Below are 23372 nucleotides of genomic sequence, written 5' to 3'. Positions count from 1 at the left end.
GTCGCGGACATCGTTCCGGCTGCGGGATCGCAGCCGTTCGCACCGGCGGTCCGGGCGGCGCCATCGGCGCAGGCCGGGCCTGGCGAGCGCCGCCCCTCGGCGAGGAAGCAGGAGATATCCCATGGCTACCAGGCACCGACACGTCTTCCTGACCGCCGACATGGCGCAGGCCCACCGGGCCGTGCGCGCCGCGCTCGCCCACGGCACTCCCGACGACGACATCCATGTCGTGGCCCGGTCCGACATCGAGGCCCGCCAGATCCACGACCGCAGGAAGATGGCGGACAGCGACTTCATCCCGGCCGCCCTCCGCGGCGTCGCCGGGGGCGGCATCCTGGGCCTGGCCGCGTCCTTGATCGTGATGGCCGTGCACGGCGCCGGCCCGCTGGCGGTGCTGCTGGGCACCGGGGTGGGCGCGGCCATCGGCGGGCTGGCGGCGTCCCTGATGGGCGCGGGGGTCCAGGACCCGGTGCGCAGGCGCTTCGAGAAACAGATCGACGCCGGCAACATCCTGATCCTGATCGACGAGGACGACACCATGCTCCCCGAGACCCTCAGGGCGATGGAGGAGGCCGGCGCGAAGCGGCTTCCCTACGACGCGCCGTCCGCGATGAGCTGAAACGCCGCCGCGGCCGGCCAGGCCGCGGCGGGTAGAATCGCAGGCCACGCATTCCCGGCCTCCGCTTCGCCCATGACCGACACCCTCCCCCCCTCCTTCCACGGCTTCGAACAGATCCCGCTGCGCGAGTACGCCGAGCGCGCCTACCTGGACTACTCGATGTACGTGGTCCTGGACCGCGCCCTGCCCTTCGTCGGCGACGGGCTCAAGCCGGTGCAGCGGCGCATCGTCTACGCGATGAGCGAGCTGGGGTTGAACGCTGCCTCCAAGCCGAAGAAGTCCGCGCGTACCGTGGGCGACGTCATCGGCAAGTACCATCCGCACGGCGACAGCGCCTGCTACGAGGCGCTGGTGCTGATGGCCCAGCCGTTCTCCTACCGCTACCCGCTGATCGAGGGCCAGGGCAACTTCGGTTCCACGGACGACCCCAAGTCGTTCGCGGCCATGCGCTACACCGAGTCCAAGCTCACCCCCATCGCCGAGGTGCTGCTGGGCGAGCTGGCCCACGGCACGGTGGACTGGAACCCCAACTTCGACGGCACCCTGGAGGAGCCGGGCTGGATGCCGGCACGGCTGCCGCACCTGCTGCTCAACGGCACCACCGGCATCGCGGTCGGCATGGCCACCGACGTGCCGCCGCACAACCTGGGCGAGATCGTCAGCGCCTGCGTGCGCCTGATCGACGACCCGCAAGCCAGCGTCGCCGACCTGTGCGAGCACGTGCGCGGCCCGGACTACCCGACCAGCGCGGAGATCATCACCCCCCCGGCCGAGCTGCGCGCGATGTACGAGACCGGCCTGGGCAGCGTGCGCGCCCGCGCCACCTGGCAAAAGGAGAACGGCAACTTCGTCGTCACCGCCCTGCCCTACCAGGTGTCCCCGTCCAAGGTGATCGAGCAGATCGCCGCGCAGATGCGGGCCAAGAAGCTGCCGTGGCTGGAGGACATCCGCGACGAGTCCGACCACGCCAACCCGGTGCGGGTGGTGCTGGTGCCGCGCTCCAGCCGGGTGGACGCCGAACAATTGATGGGCCACCTGTTCGTCACCACCGACCTGGAGAAGAGCTACCGGGTCAACCTCAACGTGATCGGCCTGGACGGCCGCCCGGCGGTGAAGAGCCTGAAGACGCTGCTGCAGGAATGGCTGACGTTCCGCACCAACACCGTCACCCGCCGGCTGAAGCACCGCCAGGAGAAGGTCGAGCGCCGCTTGCACCTGCTGGAGGGCCTGCTGGTGGCCTTCCTCAACCTGGACGAGGTGATCCGCATCATCCGCACCGAGGACGAGCCCCGGGCGGCGCTGATCGCCCGCTTCGGCCTGAGCGAGGAACAGGCCGACTACATCCTCGACACCCGGCTCAAGCAGCTCGCGCGGCTGGAGGAAATGAAGATCCGCGGCGAGCAGGACGAGCTGGCCAAGGAACTGGAGCGCCTACTGGCCATCCTGGGCAGCCCGGCGAAGCTGAAGAAGCTGGTCAAGGAGGAACTGCTGGCCGACGCGAAGAAGTTCGGCGACGCGCGCCGCTCGCCGCTGGTGCTGCGCGGGGCCGCGCACGCCATCGACCAGACCGAGCTGGTGCCCAGCGAGCCGATGACCGTGGTGCTGTCGGAGAAGGGCTGGGTGCGCGCGGCCAAGGGCCACGACATCGATGCGGCCGGCCTGTCCTACCGCGACGGCGACGCGCTGCTGGCGGCGGTGCGCAGCCGCAGCACCCAGCAGGTGGCCTTCCTCGATTCGCAGGGCCGCAGCTATTCCACCATCGTGCACGGCCTGCCCTCGGCGCGCGGCAACGGCGAGCCGCTGACCGGGCGCTTCGCGCCGGCCGCCGGGGCGAGCTTCCAGGCGCTGGCCAGCGGCGACGGCGATAGCCGCTTCGTGCTGGCGTCCTCGCACGGCTACGGCTTCGTCACCCGCTTCGAGAACCTGACCGGCCGCCACAAGGCCGGCAAGGCCATGCTCAACCTCACCCCGAACGCGCGCGTGCTGCAGCCGGCGGCGCTATCCAGCGTGGAGGCGGACCGCATCGTCGCGGTCACCAGCGCCGGCCACCTGCTGGCGATCCCCGCCGGCGAACTGCCGGAGCTGGACAAGGGCAAGGGCAACAAGCTGATCGACATCCCCAAGGCCAGGCTCGGCACCGAGCGGGTGGTGGCCATCGCCGCGGTCGCGCCGGGGCAGACCCTGCAGGTACGCAGCGGCCAGCGCACCATGTCGCTGTCGTTCAAGGACCTGGAGCCCTACCTCGGAACGCGCGCCACCCGCGGTGGATTGCTGCCGCGCGGGTGGCAGAAGGTGGACGGGCTGGAGGTGCAGTAGCCCGCCCGGGCGACGCGCGGCGGACGATGCGGCGCGCGCCGCCGCCGGGCGGCTCAGCCGTGGGCCGGCGCGCCGCCGTCGATCTTCGACAACTGGTAGTTCTCCAGGCCGATGCGCTTGATCAGGCCCAGTTGCTGCTCCAGCCACCAGGCATGGTCTTCCTCGGTGTCCTTGAGCTGGACCAGCAGCATGTCGCGGCTCACATAGTCCTGCCGGTCCTCGCACAGCTTCATCGCCGCGGCGAGGTTGGCCCGGACCCGGTACTCGACCTCCAGGTCGGCCTCCAGCATCTCCAACACCGTCTTGCCCGGAGTGAAGGGATGCGGGCGCATGTCCGGGTCGCCCTCCAGGAACAGGATCCGGCGCAGGATCGCGTCGGCGTGCTCGGTTTCCTCCTGCATCTCGTGGTCCATGCGCGCGTACAGCGCCTTCAGGCCCTGGTCCTCGTAGCGGCGCGAGTGCAGGAAATACTGGTCGCGCGCGGCCAGCTCCCCGCGCAGCAGTTCCTTGAGGCATTCGATGACGTCGGGGTGGCCTTTCATGGTCGCAGACTCCGCGGGTGATTCCGGCATGCAGTGTGCCGCAACGGTCGCGGCGATGTTTCAATCGGAATCACTTGCAATCGCAATCGCGGGGCCGCGTTCCGGCCGGGGCTGCGCGAGCGCTGCGCCGGCCCCGGCGGCCTTGGGTGGACACCGGTCGGGGGCGGCACGGGGATGGCGCGGAAACGGCGGATTTGCTCCTACAATGCGCCAGCACTCGGGGGAATGCGGATCGCCATGGTCGACGGGGAGGCGGTACAGGGCGGCGGCAGGTTCGGCCGCTTCGAGCGGCTGTCGCCGCTGGGCGCGGGCGGCCACGGCACGGTATGGCTGGCGCGCCAGGCCGAGCCGCAGCGCACGGTGGCGCTGAAGATCCTCAACGGCAGCCTGGCCGGCGGCGAACTGCAGCAGCGCTTCCGCCGCGAGGTGGAGCTGCTGGCCATGCTCGAACACCCCGGCATCGCCCGGCTGTACGACTCGGGCACGGTCGACGGCCCCACCGGCCCGGTGCCGTGGCTGGCGATGGAGTACGTGGAAGGCCGCCCGCTCAACGCCTGGGCCGCCGCCGCGCCCGCACCGGCGCAGCGGGTGCGCCTGCTCGAATCGCTGTGCCGCGCGGTGCACTTCGCCCATACGCGCGGAGTGATCCACCGCGACCTCAAGCCGTCCAACATCCTGGTCGATGCCCAGGACCGCCCGCACATCATCGACTTCGGCATCGCCGCCGCCCTGGAGCGCGGCGACCTGACCCGCATGACCGCCGCCGGCGCGGTGCTGGGCACCCTGCCCTACATGAGCCCCGAACAGCTCGACGGCAGCGCCGCGACCGACCCGCGCTGGGACGTCTACGCGCTGGGCGTGATCGCCTACGAGTTGCTCGGCGGCGCGCTGCCGTACCCGGGCCTGGCCGAGGCCACCTCGGTGGTCGCGGCGATGCGGATCGTCGCCACGCGCGATCCGGTGCCGCTGGGCCGCATCGCCCCGGCGGCCCGGGGCGAGCTGGAGACGGTGGCGATGAAGGCCATCGCCCACGACCCGGCCGACCGCTACGGCTCGGCCGCCGAGCTGGCCGACGACCTGCGCCGCTGGCTGGAGGGCCGCCCGGTCGAGGCCGCCCCGCCCGGCGCCTGGCGCGTGCTGCGGCTGTTCGTGCGCCGCCACCGCGCCCTGTCCTGGGCCGTGGCCGCGGTGGCCGCGACCCTGGTGGCGGCCACCGCGGTCTCCACCCGCATGGCCCTGGCCGAGGCCGACGCCCGCCGCAACGCCGAACTGCGCCTCGCCGAACGCGACAGCGTCAACGCCTTCCTCACCGACATGCTGCTCTCGGCCGACCCGGAACACGGGGCCGGCAGCGACATCCGCGTGCGCGAATGGCTGGCCACCACCAATGCCGGCTACCAGAGCCGCGCCGCCACGCTGCCCGCGGAAGTACGGCACTCGCTGGCGCGCACCCTCGGCACCGCGCTGCTGCACCTGGGCGAGCCGGCACTGGCAGGCCCGCGCCTGGACGAGGCGCAGGCGCTGGCCGCGCAACTGCACGGCGCACGCGCGCCCGCCACGCTGGCCGTTGCCATCGAGGCCGCGCGCGCCAAGGCCGAGGCCGATCCCGACGCCGCCGAGACCCTGCTGCGCGCCCTGCTGGACGACGCCCGCGCCACCGGCGACGCCAACGGCGAAGTGGAGGCCGGCATCGCACTTGGCTCGCACCTGGAAAGCCTCGGCCGCATCGATGATGCCTTCGCCGTCTCCGAACGGACCGTCGCCCGCGCCCGCGCCGCGCTGGGCACCGACGCCCCGGCCACGCTCTCGGCGCTGCACAACCACGCCGCGCTGCTCAAGTACCGGGGCGATTTCGCCGCCGCCGAACCGCTGGCGCGCGACGTGTACGACCGGCGCCTAGCCGCGCTCGGCGCCGGCCACCCGCTGACGCTGTACTCGCACAACCAGCTCGGCGGCATCCTCGACCGGCTGGGCCGCACCGAGGAGGCCGAAGCGATCTACCGCCAGACCTGGGCCGCGCGCCGCGAAAGCCTCGGCGAGCGCCACCCCAGCAGCCTGGTCACGCTGAACAACCTCAGCGCCCTGCTGATCCAGCGCGGCGCGCTGGAAGAAGCCGGCCCGCTGCTGGACACGCTGGTGGCCGCCACCGGCGAACGCTTCGGCGCCGACGCCCCGCGCACGCTGATGGCAATGAACCAGCGCGCCTACGCGCTGGAGGACCTGGGCCGGCTGGACGAAGCCGAAGCGCAGTTGCGCACCATCGTCGCCACCCTCGACGCGCAGGGCGGCGACGTGCACCCCGAACGCCTGGCCCCGCGCAGCAACCTCGCCATGCTGCTGTCCAAGCGCGGCAAGCACGGCGAAGCGACGGCGACGATGCGCGCGGTGGTGGAGGCGGCGGCCGGCGCGCTCGGCGACGACCATCCCTACGTCGGCATCTTCCGCAGCAACTACGGCGAAATCCTCACCCACGCCGGACGCAACGCCGACGCCCTGCGCGAACTGCGCAAGGCGCAAGCCGTGCTGGAAGCCCGCCTCGGCCCCGAGCACGCGCGCGTGCAGAAGAACCGCCAACGCCTGATCGCCGCCGGGGGCAGCGCATGAAAAAACGGCAGGACAGCCGTTTTTCAAGGCGAATCCGCCCGAAGGGTGGCGCACATGGATGTGCGCCATGAAACGCTGGCTGCAACGGCTGCGCCCGCCGCGCCCCGCCGCCAGCGAAGCGCACCTGGCCGACCTGCAACGGCAACTGGACATCGCCCGCGCGGTCGAAGCCGAGCGCCGCCGCATCCACGACGACCTGCACGACGACGTCGGCAGCCAACTGCTCACCCTGCTGCACCGCGTGCCGCCCGCCGAACAGCAACGGGTGCGCGAAATCCTGCAGGACCTGCGCGCCATCCTCGCCCGCGAGCGCGGCGTGGAAGGCACCCTGCTGGAAGTGCTGGCGCAACTGCGCGAGGAAGCCGAGCAGCGCCTGCAAACGCGCGGCATCGACCTGGACTGGCAACAGGCCGACGAGCTGCCCGACCCAGCGCTCGACCCGGCCCAGGCCATGCACCTGTTCCGCATCGGCCGCGAGTCGATCACCAACGCCCTGCGCCACGCCCATCCGCACGCCCTGCGGGTGGTCGTCGACGTGGCCGGCGACCAGTTGGTGTTCGAGGTGACCGACGACGGCCGCTTCGACCCGGCCCGCATCGGCCACGGGCGCGGCACCCGCAGCATGCAGGCCCGCGCCAGCCAGTTGCACGGCGACATCAGTTGGCAGGCCGGCACCCTCGGCGGCACCAAGGTACGCCTGCGCTTCCCGCTGCCCGGCGGCGACACCCCCGCATCGACGGGATGGGCGAACGCCGCCGCGCCGGGGAACATCGCACAATGAACGGCATCCCGCGCCACGCCCTGCTGCTGGAAGACCTGCCCGAAGTGGCCGACTGGCTGACGGCGCTGCTGTGCCAGCGCTTTGCCGGTGTGCAAGTGGCCCATGCCGCCACCTTGGCGGCGGGCCATCGCCACCTGGACGACGGCCCATCGCCGCAACTGGCGCTGGTGGACCTCGGCCTGCCCGACGGAAGCGGCGTGGAACTCATTGCCCGCCTGTCGCGCCAGCACCCGGCCTGCACCATCGTCGTCACCACCCTGTTCGCCGACGACGCCCACGTGTTCCCGGCCCTGCGCGCCGGCGCGCACGGCTACCTGCTCAAGGACCAGCCCGAGGAACGGCTGGGCGCGGCGCTGGACGGCATCCTGCGCGGCGAACCGCCGCTCTCCCCGTCCATCGCCCGCCGCCTGCTGCGCAGCTTCGCCGAACCGCCGGCCCCGGCCAGCGCCGAGGCCGAGAAACTCACCGCGCGCGAGCGCGAAGTGCTGGTGCTGGTCAGCAAGGGCTGCCGCCTGCCGGAACTGGCCGAGAAACTGCGGATCAGCCGCCACACCGTGTCCGACCACCTGAAGAGCATCTACCGCAAGCTCAACGTCAACAGCCGCGCCGAAGCGGCGCTGGAAGCGGCGAGATTGGGATTGGTGGCGTCGCCGCGCTGACCGGAGCCGCTTTTCGCGGTGCGGGCTTGCTCGGCGAGTGGCTTTCCCGGCAAGGCTCCAGTGGGGCAAGCCCCGCGCTACGCGAAGCGGACGCATGGCGCCCCGCGCATCCCCCATCTGCGGGATGGTTCCCGCCCCATTGCGCCCGCACCATCTCCTGCAACGGCCATTTCCATCGCCGCAGGAGCCACGCCATGCCGCATGCCGAGCACGTCCATTCCCGCTGCAAACCCGTCGCCGGCCTGGTGCTGGCCGCCACGCTGCTGGCCGGCATCGGCGGTGTCCATGCGTCCAAGCCCAAGACCCAGCGCGGCGCCTTCGGCGTGGCGCAGCAGCAGGTGCAGACCACGGGCGACAAGTACTTCGCCGGCGAGGACAAGGTGGTCGTCGCTTCGTTCCGCGTGGCCTTCGGCCAGGAAGTGAAGGCGTCGGCGCAAAGCAGTTCGCTGTTTGGCAAGAGCTCCGCCTCGGCCGCCATGCACGGCACCTTGAGCGGGCTGGACAACGAGGTCTGGCAGGCCATCACCGATGCGGCCCATGCCGATTTCCTGGAGAAGCTGAAAGCCGCCGGCCTGACCGTGCTGGAAGCGCGCGACGTGGAATACGGCGCTTACGGCAAGCTGGCCGGCGTATCCAGCCCGGCGGCGCTCGATGCCGACCAGGGCAAGCTGCTGATGTTCGCCCCCACCGGCGCAAAGCTGACGATGCTGCCGGGCGATACCGGCGCCGGCTCGGCCTTCTCCGGCTTCAATGCCTCCAGCGCCGTGCAGGTATGGCCCGCCATCATCCGCGAACAGCAGGCCGGGGTGATGAGCGTGACCTACTACCTCGACTTCCTCAATGCCGACAGCAGCGGCAAGACCCAGGTGCTGGGCGGCGATGCGGAAGTGTCGATGGGCCAGGGCCTGTCGGTGCGCGCGGGCAGCGGCATCGGCTACGCCACCTTGAAGGGCAGCCAGTGCAAGGGCTATTGCCCCCATGCGAACGGCAGCATCACCCTCGGCCAGGCGGTGCATTCGCAACAGGCCTATGGCCGCACCGAGGACGTGACCAAAGGTGGCGTCAACGCCCTGGGCGCGGTGTCCGGGCTGCTCAGTGGCCGCGGCTTCTCGCGCAAGGACCTGCAGATCCACGCCGACCCGGAGCGCTACCGCGGCATCAGCGAACGGCTGCTGGGCGAGGCCAATACCGCCCTGATCGACGCTTTGCGGCAAGCGCGCGGCGACTGACCCGCCGCGCCCTTCCGGAGACACCGCCATGGAACGCCGCCCGCCCATCGCCGCCATCGCACCGGAGCGGATGCACGGCCCCGCTCGATGCGGCTTCGTGAGGGCATGGCGTACCTGTCCCATGCCCGGCACCGACCGAAGCCGGCGCGCGCGACACCCATCCCTCCAGGGAGCACACCCATGACCTTCCGTTATCGTCCGCCGGCAATACCCGGCCCCTGCACGGCATGCGCCACTGGGGGCGCACCGGCGACGGGCGCAAGCTCGACCTCAGCTTCCCGAGGGAAGGCATGGTGCCGGTGATCTACAGCAAGCCATAACCCGGGATCGCCTGCCCCATGGACGCGCCCCGCGGCCACTCCCGCGCACGCTGCCTGCCCGACCTGCTGGCCTTCGCCGCAGGCATCGGCTGGGCGTGGTGGAACGGCTGGGACACGCGCACGCTGGTATGGAGCCTGTGGCTGTCCAGCCTGGCGGTGGGCTACGTCTCCATCGTCGCCGGCATCCTCGCCACCGCCGGCGCCACGCGGCAGTCGCTGCGCGGCGGGCTTGCCGGCGGCGCGCACGCTGTCCCGCCGTCCGCCCGCGCCCCGCTGGCGCGCCTGGCCACGCCGCTGGCACTGCTATACGGGCTGTTCCTGCTGGCGTTCTTCAGCCTGCATTTCGGCGGCTTCCACTGGGGCCACTCCGTTTTCCTCAACATGTTCTTCCCCATCGATGGCGGCGACCCGCTCACCCGCAGCCCGATGCCGAGGCTGGACGAATACCTGGCCGTGCTGCGCCAGGGCGGGGGGTTCGTGCCGCTGGCGCTGGTGGCCGAACGCGGGCGGCTGCTTGCCCCGTCCCCGGCCACCGGCCGCGATGCAGGCCCCGTCGCGCCCGACGCGCGCATGGCCGCGCCCTACCGCAACGTCATCCGCCTGCACCTGCTGATTTTCTTCTTCGCCTGCGCCGTGTTTGCCGGCATCGGCGGCATGTGGGCCTATCTGGCGGTTTACGCCGTGTATTTCTTCCCGTGGCGGTGGCCGCGCCTGCGCCGCACGCCGGTGGCGGAATGAACCACGGCCGGCCACGCCTGCAAGCAACGGGGGTCGAGCGGCCGCACTGGCGGCACCTGGCCGACCTGCGCGTGGCGGTGTGGCTGGCCGCCGCCGCGCTGTTGTGGCTGTGCATGCGCGAATGGACGCCGCACTGCCTGTATTGGCAATCATGGCCCGGCCACCCATGGCGGCTGCAGGCGCTGCGCCCAGGCACCGCGCTGGCGCCTGCGGCCATCGTGTTCGCCGCCGCACTGGCCGGCGCGGCGCGCGCATGCAGGGGCCGCTCCCGGCTCAACGGCGCTTACCTGGCGTTCTGCCTGCTGGCGCTGCCCGTCAGCGGCGCAACCGCCTGGGCGATCGGCAGCCAGCGGCTGGCGGCCAGCGACGACCATGCCGAAGTCCGGCTGTACGGCTTCTATTTCCGCAGCCTCGCGCGGCAGGATGCACTGCGCGTCGACGTGCAGCCCTATCGCGTGCGCGGGAGCACCGGCTACCACCCGGTCGTCGTCCGGCACAGCGGTGGCCGCGTGCACCTGGTCGACTGGCAGTTCACCCGCCGCCTGGCGCAGCGCTGGCAATTGCCGGCTTCGCCACAGGCGCGGGAAATCCTCGATCGCCACCCGGCCGACACGCCGCCGTGAGCACGGTCGGCCATCGCAGCATCGACGGTTTCTGGTTGCTGCCGGCGGCCGTGGCACTGTTCGGGCTGTGGCATTGGATGCCCCTCGCGCCCACACCGCTGCCCGCCGCCACCGTGCAGCCCGCCAACACCGCGGCCCTGGAGACCCTGCCGGCAGACACGCCCTTCCTGCTGGCCGGCACCGTGCACTTGCCCGGCGACACGCCGCCGCGCCCATGGCAGGGCCGCGACATCCACGTCCACCGCACCCTTCGCGACGTGGGCCGTGGCGGCAAGGCGATGCGTGTGGTGACCGTGGCGCAATACCGCCCGCCGCTGCGCTTGCACTGGGACGGCCGGCACATCGCCATCGCCGCCGACAGCTACCGGCTCGACCATGCCCCACGCATCGAACCCGGCCTGTTCGACAACTGGGACCGCAGCAGCCGTGGCTTCCACGACGGCGACCCGGTGCTGGCATTGGGCCGCACCGGCCGCGATGGCCGTTACTGGATCCAATCGCTGCTGCAAACGCCGTTGAGTGCCGTGCAGGCCGACCTGCGCCGCACCCACCGCAAGCGCCTGCGGCTGCTGCTTGCCGCCAAGTGCATCGCCACCTTGTTCGTGCTGTCGCTGTTGTCACCGCTGTGGGGCGCGGGGCGCCGGCAGCGCGAAACGACGGTGCGTTGAGTCGCACGCAGGAGGCCGGCCGGGTCACGGATTGCGTTGCAGCCACTGCCGGGCCGGCGCATGGCCCTGGTCGGCGGCCTTGTGCATCCATTGCCGCGCCTGCGCCGGGAACGGCGTGGCGCACGCCAGCGCCAGTTCGTACTGCGCCGCGTCCAATCCCAGCGCGGCGGCCCTGGCGAGGGCGTCATGGCCCCGTTTCCGGACGAGCGAGGGATCAAGACCCTTCGCGGCAGCGGCATCGGCCTGCCGGTCATACGCCCCGGCCAGCACATGCGCGGCCTTGGCGATGCCCGCCATCGACGCATGGGGGTAGAGGCCGCCATGGCCGTGGATCACGGCATCGGGAGAGGTGCTGCCGGTACGCGCGGCTTCGGCCTGCTCGAAGCGGGCCTGCAACCGTTCCAGCGCCCCCGGCGCCATCGCGCTGCGCGTCGGCGGGGAAGCGGGCATGGCGCAACCGGCCTCCTGCGCCCGCGCCTGCCGCAACTGCTCCGACGATGCATCCGGCGCCTCGGATCGGGGCTTCTTCTGCGCCAGCGCCTGTGTCGATGCCAGCCATCCGAACGCCAGCGCGCATGCCGCCGGAACCAGGTATTTCCTGGCTGCAATCCCGCTAGATTCGTTCATCATCGCCTGCCCGTCCTTTCGCGGGATTCGCGATTCACCGCGTACCCGGCACGATCACATAGCCCTTGTTGGCGTAGTAATCCTGCTCCAGGGACGAAAGCGCCCGTGCGCCGGGGCCGCTGTTGCGCAGGAACACGCCACCGGACGGGGAGGCCTGCGCCGTCTGCCGTTCGCGCGGCAGTGGCTGTGCCGGCGGGCATCCACCGCGCTGCCGCGCGCAGTGGTCATTGCGCGCTTCCCAGGTGATCTGCTCGTGGATCGCCGCATTGATCCCCGGATCGGTGGCCGCATCGATCATCTCCTGCCTGCCGACCTTCCCCCTCGGCCCGCGGACGTAGAACATCTCGAAGGCGAAGTGGCTTTCCTCCAGGTAGATGATCTCGATGGTGTCGCCGGTCAGGCGCTGCAACTGTGTACGCCGATGGCCCGGTCGATCCGGGTGGTTCTGTCGCAGGTAGAACACGCCGAACGGATTGCCGAAGGCAACCGGGCCGCTGGTGAGCCGTTCCATCACGTGTTCGACATCCCCGAACACCGGGCCGGGCTGGCTGAACCTGACCGGATCGCTGGCGAGCGGGCGCGGCCGCATCACCGTCATGCGGCAGGAATACCCCGGTTGGCCTTGTTGGCCGGTCTGCACCGGGAATGCGCGGAAGAACGTCCAGCGATCGCCAATGCGGCGGGAATAGGTGTGGGTATAGAAATCGTAGCCCTGCGCACTGGCAAGCCGGTGGAGATCGCCACCCGCCGCCGAGGACAGGCAGATGTTCATGCTGCGGATCGCCAGCTTTTCCAGGCTGTCGGTTGCCTGCTGCGCATGCGCGGTGGCGCTGCCCGCCAGCACCGCGAGCGCCAGCAACAGCCTTGCGCAACCGGCGCGGCTCATTCCCCGGCCTCCCGCGCCAGCTCGGTCAGGCGCAGCGCCAGCGGCACGTGCTTTTCCACCCAGCCCTTCTGGCCCGCATGCGCGGTGCAGAATGCATGCACCAGATCCTCGCCGTCGCTGACCAGCAGGCTGCGCATCACCACCTCGCGCTCCACGCCCAGCGGCTCCAGCAGCCTGCCGCGCTGGTCGAACATGATCGCCTGCACCGGCGTGCCCGAGGCACCCGCCGGCGAAGGCAGCGCGATCATCTGCACCTGGGTTGCCGCTGCGCCTTCCTCGCCCATCAGCGCCACCAGTTCGTCGCGGCGCTCGGCCAGCGCCTGCGGCGCGAGCACCGGCGCATCCTCGCCGAGGTTCTCGAACACGCGGGGCTTGTAGCCGATACCACAGGAAATATGCGGCTGGCCGGGATAGCGGTACATGCGCTCGCGGGAAAGGCTGTCGCCATAGAAGTCCGTCATGGTGGACGGATAGACCAGTTGCCAGCGCCCCTCGCGGTCGGTGTACACCGCGTCCTTCCAGATGTTCTTGCCCTTCTGCTCGATCACCTGTCCCCATTGCGCCTTCGGCGGCACCGGCCACAAGGCCTCGCCGGTGCGCCTGGCGCCAAGCGCCTCGCGCCGGGCCGGACCGGTTTCGTCGATCACGTCCTGCGCCACGGCAGCGCCCGCCGCCGACAAGACGGCCGCCAACAGCACCGCCACATGGAATTTCCCGGTTTTCATCGCGCTGCGCCTTCATTGGTGGGATACGGACAACCCTGGGCCTGCCCCGCCGCATGGGCGATGAAGCAGATACAAATCACGGCGAAAGGCTGGGGGAATCACGCCGGGTCCGCCATCCCGCAGATGCGGGATGGCGGCACCTTCCATGCGCCGCCCCGGCCTTCATTCCAGTGTCCCGTGCGCACATCACATTCGGCCCGGTCAATCCCGATAGGACACGGCCATCGCCATGTCGTTGACCAGCGTTCCCCAGTGCTGCGCGTAGTCGCGGTATTGCCTGTCTTCCATCGGTATCGCCGGGCAAGTGCCGGCGTCGTGGTAGATGCCGCCCTTCCACGGCTTGCAGGAGAAGCGCCCCCAGCGCAGCGCGTCGGCCAATGCCTGCTTCTGCTGCGCTTCCACCCAGGCGATCTCCTGCGGGCCGTGCTGCGCGGGGTTCTGCAACCCGAGCACAACGGCGCTCAGTTTTTCCCTCTCGCCGCCCAGCAAGCTCAGGCCGTGGAACCAATGCGGACGCCCTTGCGGGTCGGTCGCGTCCGCGGAGGGGTTCGCGTCACGGCGCAGGTCCCGGTCCGGAAATTGCGGGCTTTGCAGGATGTACGCACGCAGGATCCACTGCACGGCCACTTGCCCGGCAATGCCGCGTATCTGCCGGCCCAGGGCTTCGCCCTCCTTGCCGGTGCAGGACGGCAGGCCGGCAACCACCTGCGGCAGGTTCTGGACCGCAAGGCTCGCCGCCAGCACCTTGCCGGAGGCCGTCAGCCACGCCAGCCGCTCGTCGCGGGTGTTGCTCAAGCCCCGGTATTCCAGCGTGTTGCCCGCCAGCCAGTGGCAGCGCCCGTTCAAGGCCAGCATCCGTTCCAGCGAAACGTAGGCCTCCAGCGCGGGATCGGCCGGCGCGGCTTGCGCCCGTGCGTCCGGCAAGGCCGCGAGCAGCATCAGGCAGGCGATGGACGTCCCGGTCCTATTCATGGCGTTTCCCCGTTGCGGCGTTGGCCGGCGATCGTGAGGGACCGGCTCATTGCCCGCCCTCCATCACCGCCAGGCTCATCGCCGCCTGCGGGTCGCCAGCGGCGGCGGCGCGTTGCAGCCACTTGCGGCCCTCGGCCACGTCCTTGCCCACGCCCCCGCCGCCGACGTAGGCCAAACCCAGTTTGGTCATGGCCTTGACGTGGCCACGCCCGGCGGCGCGGTTGTACCAGAGCACGGCATCCACCGGACGCGCCTCGATGCCATGCCCCTCCTCGTACATGAAGCCGACGTTGTACATGGCCTGCACGTGCCCCTTCTGCGCGGCGCGCAGGTAGCCGGCAAAGGCCTTGGGCATCGAGCCGAGCTTGCGGTCCATTTCGGCGTTGTCGAAGTCGCGCTCGCCGGTATCGGGCTTGTAGCTGCCATCGGCGATCATCGCTTCCAGCGCCTTCTTCGACTCGGCATGGCCCAGCGCGGCGGCCTTGCCGTACCACTTGGCGGCCTCGTCCAAGCCGAGCGCCATGTGGTACAGCGAACCCAATGCGTGCATCGAGTCGGCATCGCCCTGGCCGGCCGAACGGATGAACCACGGAATCGCGTTGGAGCGGTTTTCCCGGCCCAGGCGGTCGCTGAAGTAAAGCGTCCCGAGGAACTTCGTCCCCTCCTTCACCTTGCCGTTCCTGACCGCCTGCTCGGCCACCGCCGCCGCAAGCGCGTACTCCCCGTCCGCATAGGCCGACAGCGCCAACCGGTACAGCACGTCGCCGGCGCCCTGGCCGGTCATGCCGCCGCCGGTTTTTGCGGCCTCGGTTTCACCCAGATAGAGTTCGTAGCGTGCCTGCTGGTCCGGCGTCAGCCACCGCTCCGCGCCTTCCCACGAATCGGCCTTTGCAAACGATTGCGCCGCCGCCCAGGACGGCAGGGCCAGCAGCACGGCCAGCGCCAGTGCGGCCGCTTTTCCTGTCCGGTGATGAATCATCATGCGCACTGCCTCCACTCGGCACCGGGGCTGGCGCGCCCCACTCGCCGGCGAGCATGGTCTTGCAGGTACATCGTCACCATCCCGCATCTGTGGGATGGCAGGCCGCACGCCGGCATGGAACGGTGCCGGCATGCCCGCATTCCGCCCGCCGTGGTTCCCGTGCATCGCCGCCCCTCTGGCGACGGCGCCGCTGGTCACCGCCACCGGCAGCACGGTGCCGTGGCCGTGTCTGGCGCTGCGCCACGAACGCGCCGACGCCCCCGAGCGGACGGCCTGGGACGCGGCCACGCAGGGGTGCGCACGCGCCGCCACGCACGGCCGCGACGACTGCCGGCTGCCCACCGCCGGGGAACGGACCGTGCCGTACCGCCACCGCCATGCCATCGGCGGCTTCGCCGATCCGGCCGACGATGAAAGCGATCCACTGGCCTATCTGAGAATCCTGCAAGACAGCGACCAGGACCACGGCTACTGGTCCTCCAACCGCGACGGCCGCGCCGCCAGCGGGCTGGACTTCGATAGCGGCAACGCCTTCCGGCTGGACGTGGCCGACACGCCGGTGCTGTTCAGCAAGTCGGTCCGCTGCATGCGCGACGGCCACTGATGCCAATGGCCGTCCCCGCCTGGCTGTCACTGGCCATGGCCGCCGTGCCGCTGGCGCTGCTCGGCAGCGGCCTGCTGGCGACGCTGCTGCCCGATGCGCTGCTGCGACCGTTGTGTGGCGGGCGCGACCCCCTCGCGCTGGCGATGCTGCCGTTCGCGCTGGGGCTGGCCCTGCTCGGCCTGCTGCTGGCCGCCATGCATGGCACCGACGCGGTACGTGCCGGGCAGACCTGGCAATGGCAGCCGGTGCCGGCGCGCATCGTCCGCAGCGATCTGGTCGAAGTGATGCAGCCGCGCTCAAGCCGCCCCGGCTGGCGTCCCGAGGTGCGCTACGAATACCGCCATGCGGGACAAACCCGGACCGGCCACCGCATCGCCCTGCGCCCCTTGACCAGCAGCGACCGCGACGGCACCGACGACTGGCTGCGACGCACCTACCCCGCGGGCGCCGACCTCACCGCCTACGTGAACCCGGCCGCGCCCGCGCAGGCGGTGCTGGAACGCGGCGGTTCGCACTGGACGTGGTGGCTGTGCGGCACCGGCCTGGTCCTGCTGGGCTGTGGCCTGTGGCTGCTGCGCACCGCCGTGCGCGAATGCCGCATGCCCCCTGCCAAGCCCGCCGCCCGCCGCCGTTCCCGCCGACGCAAACCCCACCCATGACCTTGCAAAAGCTGCCGACCCCGAACCGAGGCGCCAGTGGCAGCCGCACCGCGCAAGCGCCGGCGTAACGCCGGAAGACCACCGCCTCAGCGCAGGCGCACGGTCCACTCCACTTCCAGCAGGTGTCCGGGGCCGAACAGGCGGGCGACCTGCACCCAGGTCGCGGCCGGGTAGCGGGCATCGGCGAAGAACGTCTTGCGGTCCGGGATCGCCTCGATCAGCGCGTCCATGTCGGTGGTGTAGAGGGTTTCCTTCACCACCTGGCTGCTGTCGGCGCCGAAGCGCTGCAGGATGCCGCTCAGTTCGCGGTAGCAGGCCTGCACCGCGGCCTGCATGTCCGCGCCCTCGCAGGCGATGCCGGAGATGTGCAGCGTATCGCCATCGCGGACCGCGCCCGCATAGCCGATGTCGGCCTCCCAACTCCCCAGGGAATGCCGCTCCAGCGGGACCTCGGCGGCGACAACGGATGAACCGGCCAACAGACCAAGCAGCAACAGGGCGCGCATGCGCATCGGAATCTCCATGGATGTGTGGGGCGGCTCCATCGGGAAACGCCACGGCCCGCATCGCGGCGGGCCGTGGCGCGCCACTCAGCCCGCCAGTGCCTGCTCGTGCACGCCGGCCACCGCGCGGCCGGAGGGATCGGCCATGCTGGCGAAGCTGGCATCCCAGGCGATCGCCGCCGGCGAGGAGCAGGCGATCGACTTGCCGCCCGGCACCGTCTCGGCCGCGGCCGGGGTGGGATAGAAGCGCTCGAACACGCTGCGGTAGAAGTAGGCTTCCTTGGTCTGCGGCGGGTTCACCGGGAAGCGCTTGTCGGCCGCGGCCAGCTCGCGGTCGCTCACCTGCGCCTCGGCGTGCGCCTTGAGCCCGTCGATCCAGCCGTAGCCCACGCCGTCGCTGAACTGCTCCTTCTGCCGCCACAGGATCGACTCGGGCAGGTAGCCGTCGAAGGCCTGGCGCAGCACGCCCTTCTCCATCCGCTGGGCGTCGCTGCGGTTCTTGTCGACCATCTTGAACTTGGCGTCCATGCGCATGGCCACGTCGAGGAACTCGCGGTCCAGGAACGGCACGCGCGGTTCCACGCCCCAGGCCATCATCGACTTGTTGGCGCGCAGGCAGTCGTAGTTGTTGAGCGCGTCGAGCTTGCGGATCAGCTCCTCGTGGAACTCGCGCGCGTTGGGCGCCTTGTGGAAGTACAGGTAGCCGCCGAAGATCTCGTCGCTGCCCTCGCCGGACAGCACCATCTTCACGCCCATGGCCTTGATCCGGCGCGCCAGCAGGAACATCGGGGTGGAGGCGCGGATGGTGGTGACGTCGTAGGTCTCGACGTGGCGGATCACCTCCGGCACCGCGTCCAGGCCTTCCTCGAAGGTGTACTCGAAGCCGTGGTGCACGGTGCCCAGCGCATCGGCCGCGATCTGCGCGGCGGCCAGGTCCGGCGAGCCCTTCAGGCCGATGGCGAAGGAGTGCAGCCGCGGCCACCAGGCCTCGGCCTTGTCGTCCTCCTCGATGCGGTGGCGGGCGTAGCGCGCGGCCACCGCCGCCACCAGCGAGGAATCCAGGCCACCGGACAGCAGCACGCCGTAGGGCACGTCGGTCATCAACTGGCGGTGCACGGCCGCCTCGAACGCCTCGCGCAGCTCGGTCGGCGGGACCTCCACCCCTTCCACCGCGGCGTAGTCGCGCCATGGACGCTCGTAGTACTTCGTCAACTGGTCGGTGGCGGTGTCGTACCAGTGGCCCGGCGGGAACTGGGCCACGTCGGCGCAGTCGTCCACCAGCGCCTTCATCTCCGAGGCCACGCGCAGGCGGCCTTCCTTGTCGTGGCCCCAGTACAGCGGCACCACGCCGATCGGGTCGCGGGCGACGATCGCCCGGCCCTTGGCCTTGTCCCACAGGGCGAAGGCGAAGATGCCGTTGAGCCGGTTGAGGAAGGCGGCCGGACCGCTCCCGTCGGCATCGCTCTCCCGGTAGAGGGCGTTGATGGCCTCGCAGTCCGACTCGGTGCGGAACGCATACGGCCGCTGCAGCTCGCCCTTCAGGCGCTTGTGGTTGTAGATCTCGCCGTTGACCGCCAGCGCCAGTTGGCCGTCCTCGGAAACCAGCGGCTGCGAGCCCCCGGCCGGGTCGACGATGGCCAGGCGTTCGTGCACCAGGATCGCGCCGTCGTCGACGTACACGCCGCTCCAGTCCGGGCCGCGGTGGCGCTGCCGCTGCGACAGGTCCAGCGACTGCCGGCGCAGCGCCTGCAGGTCATCGCCCGGCTGCAGGCCGAAGATGCCGAAGATCGAACACATGGAGGGACTCCTGGGTGGTGGTTTGTTGTCGGGGCGGCCGGTGCCGGGGCACAAAAAAACCCGCATCGGCCGATGCGGGTTGTTCGACTACCGGGCTTCCTGCTTTATCCCTGGTCGCGCACCCGCATCGGCCGCGCACGATTGTTCGCGCGCAGATTGTTGCGGTTGTTGACGTTGGCGGCGCTGGCGCAGGAAAACGGCATACGGGCGAAACTACCGCATTCCGGCGCCGCCGCGCAACAGTTGCGGCCGCAATCGACCCCCTACGGGCCGCCCCGGCCGGCTCAGGGGGCACCCGACAGGGCGGACATGTCCTCGTCGCTGGCCGCCTGGACCCGGTTGCGGCCATTGCGCTTGGCCCGGTACAGCGCCTGGTCGGCGCAATGCATCAGCATCGCCGGGTCGATGCCCGCCACCGGCACCGTCACCGCCACGCCCAGGCTGATGCTGCTCGGCAGGCCGGCCTCGGCGGTGACCCGTTCCACCCGCCGCCGCACCCGCTCGGCCCGCGCCATCGCCGCTTCCAGCGCCAGGCCGGGCAGGATCAGCACGAATTCCTCGCCGCCGTAGCGCGCGGCGACCTCGTCGATGCCGACCACTTCGGCATCGAAGACCCGTGCCACGCGCCGCAACTGCTCGTCGCCGGCCCGGTGGCCGTGGCTGTCGTTGAATTCCTTGAAGCGGTCCACGTCCGACATCACCACCGCCAGCGGCTCGCCGCGCTCGCGGCAGCGCTGCCATCCGCGTTCCAGCGCGCGCTCCATCGCGTGGCGGTTGGCGATGCCGGTCAGCCCGTCGACGATGGCCAGTTCGGTGAGCCGGCGGTTGGCCGCTTCCAGTTCCATGGTGCGCTCGGCGATCTTGCGCTCCAGCTCGCGGTTGCGCGCGTTGGTGCGGCGGTTGCGCAGCCATGCCGCAAGCACGACCGCCAGCAGCCCGGCGATCCAGAACAGCGCCCGCACCCAGCCGCGCTCGTACCAGAAAGGCGCCACCCGCAGCCGGTAGTGCAGCGGCTCGGCCTCGCGCCCGCCGCGGATGCGGGCCTGCAACTGGAACGTGTAGTCGCCCGGCGGCAGCCGGCGGTAGCCCAGCTCGCGGTTGTCGTCCCAGCCCGACCACGCGTCGTTGTAGCCGGGCATGCGGAAGCGGAACTCGACGTCCGGCTCCATCGTCGCCAGGCCGAAGCGCAGGCCCAGCCCGGACCCGGGCGGCAGGACCTGCACCTGCCCCGGTGCAAGCGGCAGCAGCGAAGACGCGCGGTCCGGCGGATGCAGCCGGATCCGGTCCAGCCGCGCCAGCAGAGGCGGTGGCGGCAGGTCCTCGATGCCCGGGTCGAACTGCAGCAGGCTGTCGCGGGCGACCAGGCGCAGTTGGCCGTCGCCCTGCAGCTTGAGCGCGGCATAGCCGGGCACCCGGCTCGCGCTCACGTGCAGCAGGCGGAACTCCCCCTCGGTGGCGCGGCGCCGCCAGAGCTGGCGCGAGGTCCAGGCGAAGCTGCCGATCGCGGTATCGGCGCTTTCCAGTTCCCACGGCCGCCGCAGGCCGGGCAGTACCGGCAGTTCGGCGGCGACGAAGCGCTCGCCTTCGAGGCGTTGCACGCGGGCGCCCGATACCGCGTAGAGCACACCCTCCATCCGGAACAGGTGCGTGCCCAGTTCCGGGTCGGCCGCCAGGCCCTGGGCGGGGCCGAAATGGCGGCGCTCGCGCAGCTCTCCCGTGGCCGGGTCGAAGCGCCAGCGGTGCGCGCCGCCGCGCGCGTCGCCGATCCACACCTCTTCCGGCGCGGTCCAGTGCAGGCCGCTGGGTTCGCCGATCAGCGGCTCCCACCGGGCGCCCACCTGCCAGCGCCCTTCGCGCAGCACCAGCCACGCCGCCTCCCGTCCGCCCAGCGCCAGCACCTGCTCCGGACCGGAAGCCGAGCGCACCAGGGTGTGGATTCCCGCGTAGCGCTGCGGGCCGAGCAACCGGCGCGGCCTGTCCGCCCCGGGGTCGAGCACCATCAGGCCGAGCCGGTCGCCGATCAGCAGGCCGGCGGCGGTCCCCTCCAGGGCGAAGGCCTCCAGCTCGGTATCGGTCCACGGTTGCGGCGCGAAGCGCGGCGCGCCGCCCTGCCGGGCGGGTTCGGCGCGAAGCACGCCCAGGGTGGCCACCCACAACGCACCGTCGTACCAGGCGCTGTCGAAGAGGCGGTTCTCCAGGCCGTGGCGGCGGTCGTACACCGTCCAGGGCGAAGGCAGGCGCAGGCGGGTCAGGCCGGCCTCGCCCACGGTCCACAGCCCGCCTTCGCGGTCCATGGCGAATCCGTCGAGCCCGCCCGGCGCCGGCACGAAACGATCGACCAGGCGCAGGTCCGGCGAAAACCGCATCAAGGTGCCGTCATAGCCGCCGAACGCCAGGCTGCCATCGGCCAGGCGGAGACTGGAATACGGCGTGTGCGCGGCGAAAGCGGCGTCGGCGTCCGTGGACAGCCGACGCACGCCGTGGGCATCGCCCAGGTGGAAGCCCTCGTCGGAAGCGATCAGCAGACCATCGGCATGCGGCCAGATGCCGGTGATGCGCGACCGCACGAAGGCCTCCGCGCCCGGCACCGCAACGGGCACGCCATCCTCGATCCGGCACAGGCCGATGCCGTCGATGCGGCCATACAGGGCATCGTCGCCGACGGCGAAGAACCGCTGTCCCAGCCCGCGCGGCAGGGGATGGCGCCATGCGCCGCCGCCGCGCTCGAGCAGGAACAGGGTGGCCGCGTCCCTGAAGTACACCCCGCGCGCGGTCTCGACGAGCCCGTAGAATTCGCCGGCCGGCGGTGCCTGGCCGCCGCCCGAGAAGCGTGCCAGCAGGTCCTCGAAACGCAGGCTGCCGTCGTCCTCCCGGTGCAGTTCGCCCAGCACGCCGGGACCGCCCACGTAGAGCCTGCCGTCCGTGGCCATCAGCAGCGAGAACACCGCCGCCTTGCGCGGCAGCTCGAACAGCTCCCAGGTGCCGCTGCGCAGCACCATCACGCCCTCCTTGCTGCCGGCATAGAGCGTGCCCTGCGCATCGACCACGACGTCGGAATAGCTAGGCGCGGCCGGGAGATCGCCAGCGGCGAAATGGCGCATCAGGGGCAGGCCATGCGCTTGCGGGAAGGCCGGATGCGCCTGCAGCGCCAGCCACAGCCCGAACAGCGCCCATGGCAGGCGACGCCAGCGGCCCCCGCCGTGGCCGCGGGCTCCCGGGCCGGGCGCCCGGCGGCTGGAGGTGGCGCCCGGGGAGCGCATGCTCAGGCCAGCAGTTCGGCGATCAACTGGAAATAGAGGTCGGGCAGTGCCCGCAGATCGTCCACGCGTACGTGCTCGTCGACCTGGTGGATGCTGGCGTTGACCGGCCCGACCTCGATGCACTGCGCGCCCAGCGGCGCGATGAAGCGCGCGTCGGAGGTGCCGCCGCCGGTGCTTTCTTCCGGGGGCGCGCCGGCGAACCGGCCCAGCACGTCCCGCGCGACCGCGCGCAAGCGGCCTTCGGGGGTGTAGAAGGGCTCGCCGCTGCGGTGCCAGCGCAGGCCGTATTCCAGCCCGTGCCGGTCCAGCAGGGCGGCGATCTCCGCTTCCAGCCCTTCGGCGTTCCAGTTCGGGTTGTAGCGCAGGTTGAACAGCACCTGCAGCTCGCCGGGGATGACGTTGCCCGCGCCGGTGCCGGCGTGGATGTTGCTGATCTGCAGGCTGGTGGGCGGGAAGCTCTCGTAGCCCTCGTCCCAGACCCGCCCCGCCAGCTCGGCCAACGCGGGCGCGGCCTGGTGGATGGGGTTGCGCGCCTTGTGCGGATAGGCCACGTGGCCTTGCACGCCCCTGACCGTCAGCGTGCCGGAGAGGCTGCCGCGGCGGCCCACGCGCAGCAGGTCGCCCAGCCTGGCGGTGGAGGACGGCTCGCCGGTGATGCACCAGTCGATGCGCTGGCCGCGCTCGCGGAAGGTGTCGGCGACCTTGCGCACGCCCTCGATCGCGTCGCCTTCCTCGTCGGAAGTCAGCAGCAGCGCCAGGGTGCCGCCATGCCGGGGATAGGCGGCGGCGAAGCGCTCGGCGGCCACCACGAACGCGGCCACGCCCGACTTCATGTCGGCCGCGCCGCGGCCGTACAGCACGCCGTCGCGGACCTCGGGGGCGAAGGGGTCGCTGGTCCAGTCCGCGCGCGGCCCCGGCGGCACCACGTCGGTGTGGCCCAGCAGCACCAGTACCGGCGCGCCGGCACCGTGGGTGGCCCAGAGGTTGTGCACCTGGCCATGGCGCAGGTGCTCGCAGGCGAAGCCGGCACGTTCCAGCCGCGCGGCGACCAGCGCCTGGCAGCCCGCGTCGTCGGGCGTCACGGAGGCACGCGCGATCAGCTCGCACGCCAGGTCAAGCACGTCGCTCATCGGCGGTCGGCGCAAGGAGGGGGCCATGGCATTGTAGGCGACGCCACCGGCCCGATGAGGCCCGCAGCGGCCGTAGTCAGCCGGCGGCGTGCCGCGTCGGGAAACCGGCGTCCACTTCATCGTCCCAT

21 protein-coding genes are annotated in these 23372 nt (G+C 71.3%); 11 read left to right on the top strand and 10 right to left on the bottom strand.

Annotated elements, in window-relative coordinates:
* The first annotated feature begins 121 nt into the window (after nucleotides 1-121).
* Together HNR76_RS02695 and parC are read left to right on the top strand one after the other, a co-directional pair.
* Nucleotides 122-619, top strand: coding sequence for a DUF1269 domain-containing protein (locus tag HNR76_RS02695; protein ID WP_162311127.1), 498 nt, complete (start codon nucleotides 122-124; stop codon nucleotides 617-619).
* Nucleotides 620-691: 72 nt separating this feature from the next.
* Nucleotides 692-2935 carry a DNA topoisomerase IV subunit A gene (parC, locus tag HNR76_RS02690; protein WP_162311126.1) on the top strand — a complete coding sequence of 748 codons (2244 nt, stop codon included), beginning with the start codon at nucleotides 692-694 and terminating at the stop codon, nucleotides 2933-2935.
* Between the two features lie 53 nt (nucleotides 2936-2988).
* Here parC and bfr read toward each other — a convergent pair whose 3' ends face one another.
* Nucleotides 2989-3477, bottom strand: a complete 489-nt coding sequence (gene bfr, locus HNR76_RS02685) for a bacterioferritin (protein ID WP_162311125.1) — start codon at nucleotides 3475-3477, stop codon at nucleotides 2989-2991.
* A 225-nt stretch (nucleotides 3478-3702) separates the two neighbouring features.
* Here bfr and HNR76_RS02680 point away from each other — a divergent pair, with 225 nt between their 5' ends.
* From HNR76_RS02680 to HNR76_RS02650, 7 genes are all read left to right on the top strand, one after another.
* A complete protein-coding gene (locus HNR76_RS02680) occupies nucleotides 3703-6081 on the top strand; it encodes a serine/threonine-protein kinase (RefSeq protein ID WP_183982077.1) in 2379 nt (792 codons plus the stop codon).
* 67 nt (nucleotides 6082-6148) lie between these two features.
* The gene (locus HNR76_RS02675; protein WP_162311123.1) at nucleotides 6149-6862 is read left to right on the top strand and encodes a sensor histidine kinase; all 714 of its coding nucleotides are present in this window, start codon (nucleotides 6149-6151) and stop codon (nucleotides 6860-6862) included.
* A complete protein-coding gene (locus HNR76_RS02670; RefSeq protein WP_162311122.1) occupies nucleotides 6859-7521 on the top strand; it encodes a LuxR C-terminal-related transcriptional regulator in 663 nt (220 codons plus the stop codon). Before HNR76_RS02675 ends, HNR76_RS02670 begins: the two co-directional genes overlap by 4 nt.
* 194 nt (nucleotides 7522-7715) lie before the next feature.
* Complete coding sequence (locus tag HNR76_RS02665; RefSeq protein ID WP_162311121.1) at nucleotides 7716-8750, top strand: hypothetical protein; 1035 nt, start codon at nucleotides 7716-7718, stop codon at nucleotides 8748-8750.
* 338 nt (nucleotides 8751-9088) lie between these two features.
* Nucleotides 9089-9808 (top strand): DUF6498-containing protein, encoded by a 720-nt coding sequence (locus HNR76_RS02660; protein ID WP_162311120.1) that lies wholly within the window; start codon nucleotides 9089-9091, stop codon nucleotides 9806-9808.
* Nucleotides 9805-10431, top strand: a complete 627-nt coding sequence (locus HNR76_RS02655; RefSeq protein ID WP_183982074.1) for a hypothetical protein — start codon at nucleotides 9805-9807, stop codon at nucleotides 10429-10431. The genes HNR76_RS02660 and HNR76_RS02655 overlap by 4 nt, the downstream gene beginning before the upstream one ends.
* Nucleotides 10428-11099, top strand: coding sequence for a hypothetical protein (locus tag HNR76_RS02650; protein WP_162311118.1), 672 nt, complete (start codon nucleotides 10428-10430; stop codon nucleotides 11097-11099). The genes HNR76_RS02655 and HNR76_RS02650 overlap by 4 nt, the downstream gene beginning before the upstream one ends.
* Nucleotides 11100-11123: 24 nt before the next feature.
* On the opposite strand, the gene HNR76_RS02645 is transcribed toward HNR76_RS02650, so the two are convergent.
* The 5 genes from HNR76_RS02645 to HNR76_RS02625 form a co-directional block, all read right to left on the bottom strand.
* Nucleotides 11124-11549, bottom strand: a complete 426-nt coding sequence (locus HNR76_RS02645; protein WP_162311117.1) for a hypothetical protein — start codon at nucleotides 11547-11549, stop codon at nucleotides 11124-11126.
* A 211-nt stretch (nucleotides 11550-11760) separates the two neighbouring features.
* Nucleotides 11761-12612: a hypothetical protein gene (locus HNR76_RS02640; RefSeq protein WP_162311116.1), complete on the bottom strand. Its 852-nt coding sequence runs from the start codon at nucleotides 12610-12612 to the stop codon at nucleotides 11761-11763.
* Nucleotides 12609-13337 (bottom strand): hypothetical protein, encoded by a 729-nt coding sequence (locus HNR76_RS02635; RefSeq protein ID WP_162311115.1) that lies wholly within the window; start codon nucleotides 13335-13337, stop codon nucleotides 12609-12611. The genes HNR76_RS02640 and HNR76_RS02635 overlap by 4 nt, the downstream gene beginning before the upstream one ends.
* 201 nt (nucleotides 13338-13538) lie before the next feature.
* Entirely contained in the window at nucleotides 13539-14309 is a 771-nt protein-coding gene (locus tag HNR76_RS02630) for a hypothetical protein (RefSeq protein WP_162311114.1), read from the bottom strand.
* 46 nt (nucleotides 14310-14355) lie between these two features.
* Complete coding sequence (locus tag HNR76_RS02625; protein ID WP_162311113.1) at nucleotides 14356-15423, bottom strand: tetratricopeptide repeat protein; 1068 nt, start codon at nucleotides 15421-15423, stop codon at nucleotides 14356-14358.
* On the opposite strand from HNR76_RS02625, the gene HNR76_RS02620 reads away from it, so the two are divergent.
* Nucleotides 15422-15895 (top strand): hypothetical protein, encoded by a 474-nt coding sequence (locus tag HNR76_RS02620; protein ID WP_162311112.1) that lies wholly within the window; start codon nucleotides 15422-15424, stop codon nucleotides 15893-15895. The two genes, HNR76_RS02625 and HNR76_RS02620, sit on opposite strands and share 2 nt — an antisense overlap.
* A gap of 5 nt (nucleotides 15896-15900) precedes the next feature.
* Nucleotides 15901-16554, top strand: a complete 654-nt coding sequence (locus tag HNR76_RS02615) for a DUF3592 domain-containing protein (protein WP_183982072.1) — start codon at nucleotides 15901-15903, stop codon at nucleotides 16552-16554.
* An 86-nt stretch (nucleotides 16555-16640) separates the two neighbouring features.
* On the opposite strand, the gene HNR76_RS02610 is transcribed toward HNR76_RS02615, so the two are convergent.
* From HNR76_RS02610 to dapE, 4 genes are all read right to left on the bottom strand, one after another.
* Nucleotides 16641-17066 carry a Rid family hydrolase gene (locus HNR76_RS02610; RefSeq protein WP_162311110.1) on the bottom strand — a complete coding sequence of 142 codons (426 nt, stop codon included), beginning with the start codon at nucleotides 17064-17066 and terminating at the stop codon, nucleotides 16641-16643.
* 78 nt (nucleotides 17067-17144) lie between these two features.
* Entirely contained in the window at nucleotides 17145-18854 is a 1710-nt protein-coding gene (gene asnB / locus HNR76_RS02605; protein WP_162311109.1) for an asparagine synthase B, read from the bottom strand.
* A 284-nt stretch (nucleotides 18855-19138) separates the two neighbouring features.
* On the bottom strand, nucleotides 19139-22114 hold the full coding sequence (locus tag HNR76_RS02600; RefSeq protein WP_162311108.1) for a diguanylate cyclase: 2976 nt from the start codon (nucleotides 22112-22114) through the stop codon (nucleotides 19139-19141).
* Nucleotides 22115-22116: 2 nt separating this feature from the next.
* Complete coding sequence (gene dapE, locus HNR76_RS02595) at nucleotides 22117-23244, bottom strand: succinyl-diaminopimelate desuccinylase (RefSeq protein ID WP_162311107.1); 1128 nt, start codon at nucleotides 23242-23244, stop codon at nucleotides 22117-22119.
* Nucleotides 23245-23372 lie beyond the last annotated feature (128 nt).

Origin of the sequence: Pseudoxanthomonas broegbernensis, assembly GCF_014202435.1 — a bacterium.
Classification (GTDB): Bacteria; Pseudomonadota; Gammaproteobacteria; order Xanthomonadales; family Xanthomonadaceae; genus Pseudoxanthomonas; species Pseudoxanthomonas broegbernensis.
The sequence above is the reverse complement of the archived record's forward strand: the minus strand, read 5'-3'. Positions and strand labels throughout refer to the sequence as shown.

Coding starts and splice junctions, on each gene's coding strand:
- HNR76_RS02660 (WP_162311120.1), top strand. CDS start 9,089: ATGGACGCGCCCCGCGGCCACTCCCGCGCACGCTGCCTGCCCGACCTG.
- HNR76_RS02665 (WP_162311121.1), top strand. CDS start 7,716: ATGCCGCATGCCGAGCACGTCCATTCCCGCTGCAAACCCGTCGCCGGC.
- HNR76_RS02600 (WP_162311108.1), bottom strand. CDS start 22,114: ATGCGCTCCCCGGGCGCCACCTCCAGCCGCCGGGCGCCCGGCCCGGGA.
- asnB (WP_162311109.1), bottom strand. CDS start 18,854: ATGTGTTCGATCTTCGGCATCTTCGGCCTGCAGCCGGGCGATGACCTG.
- HNR76_RS02615 (WP_183982072.1), top strand. CDS start 15,901: ATGGCCGTCCCCGCCTGGCTGTCACTGGCCATGGCCGCCGTGCCGCTG.
- parC (WP_162311126.1), top strand. CDS start 692: ATGACCGACACCCTCCCCCCCTCCTTCCACGGCTTCGAACAGATCCCG.
- HNR76_RS02640 (WP_162311116.1), bottom strand. CDS start 12,612: ATGAGCCGCGCCGGTTGCGCAAGGCTGTTGCTGGCGCTCGCGGTGCTG.
- HNR76_RS02635 (WP_162311115.1), bottom strand. CDS start 13,337: ATGAAAACCGGGAAATTCCATGTGGCGGTGCTGTTGGCGGCCGTCTTG.
- HNR76_RS02655 (WP_183982074.1), top strand. CDS start 9,805: ATGAACCACGGCCGGCCACGCCTGCAAGCAACGGGGGTCGAGCGGCCG.
- HNR76_RS02610 (WP_162311110.1), bottom strand. CDS start 17,066: ATGCGCATGCGCGCCCTGTTGCTGCTTGGTCTGTTGGCCGGTTCATCC.
- dapE (WP_162311107.1), bottom strand. CDS start 23,244: ATGAGCGACGTGCTTGACCTGGCGTGCGAGCTGATCGCGCGTGCCTCC.
- HNR76_RS02680 (WP_183982077.1), top strand. CDS start 3,703: ATGCGGATCGCCATGGTCGACGGGGAGGCGGTACAGGGCGGCGGCAGG.
- HNR76_RS02620 (WP_162311112.1), top strand. CDS start 15,422: ATGCCCGCATTCCGCCCGCCGTGGTTCCCGTGCATCGCCGCCCCTCTG.
- HNR76_RS02675 (WP_162311123.1), top strand. CDS start 6,149: ATGAAACGCTGGCTGCAACGGCTGCGCCCGCCGCGCCCCGCCGCCAGC.
- bfr (WP_162311125.1), bottom strand. CDS start 3,477: ATGAAAGGCCACCCCGACGTCATCGAATGCCTCAAGGAACTGCTGCGC.
- HNR76_RS02630 (WP_162311114.1), bottom strand. CDS start 14,309: ATGAATAGGACCGGGACGTCCATCGCCTGCCTGATGCTGCTCGCGGCC.
- HNR76_RS02670 (WP_162311122.1), top strand. CDS start 6,859: ATGAACGGCATCCCGCGCCACGCCCTGCTGCTGGAAGACCTGCCCGAA.
- HNR76_RS02695 (WP_162311127.1), top strand. CDS start 122: ATGGCTACCAGGCACCGACACGTCTTCCTGACCGCCGACATGGCGCAG.
- HNR76_RS02625 (WP_162311113.1), bottom strand. CDS start 15,423: ATGCCGGCACCGTTCCATGCCGGCGTGCGGCCTGCCATCCCACAGATG.
- HNR76_RS02645 (WP_162311117.1), bottom strand. CDS start 11,549: ATGCCCGCTTCCCCGCCGACGCGCAGCGCGATGGCGCCGGGGGCGCTG.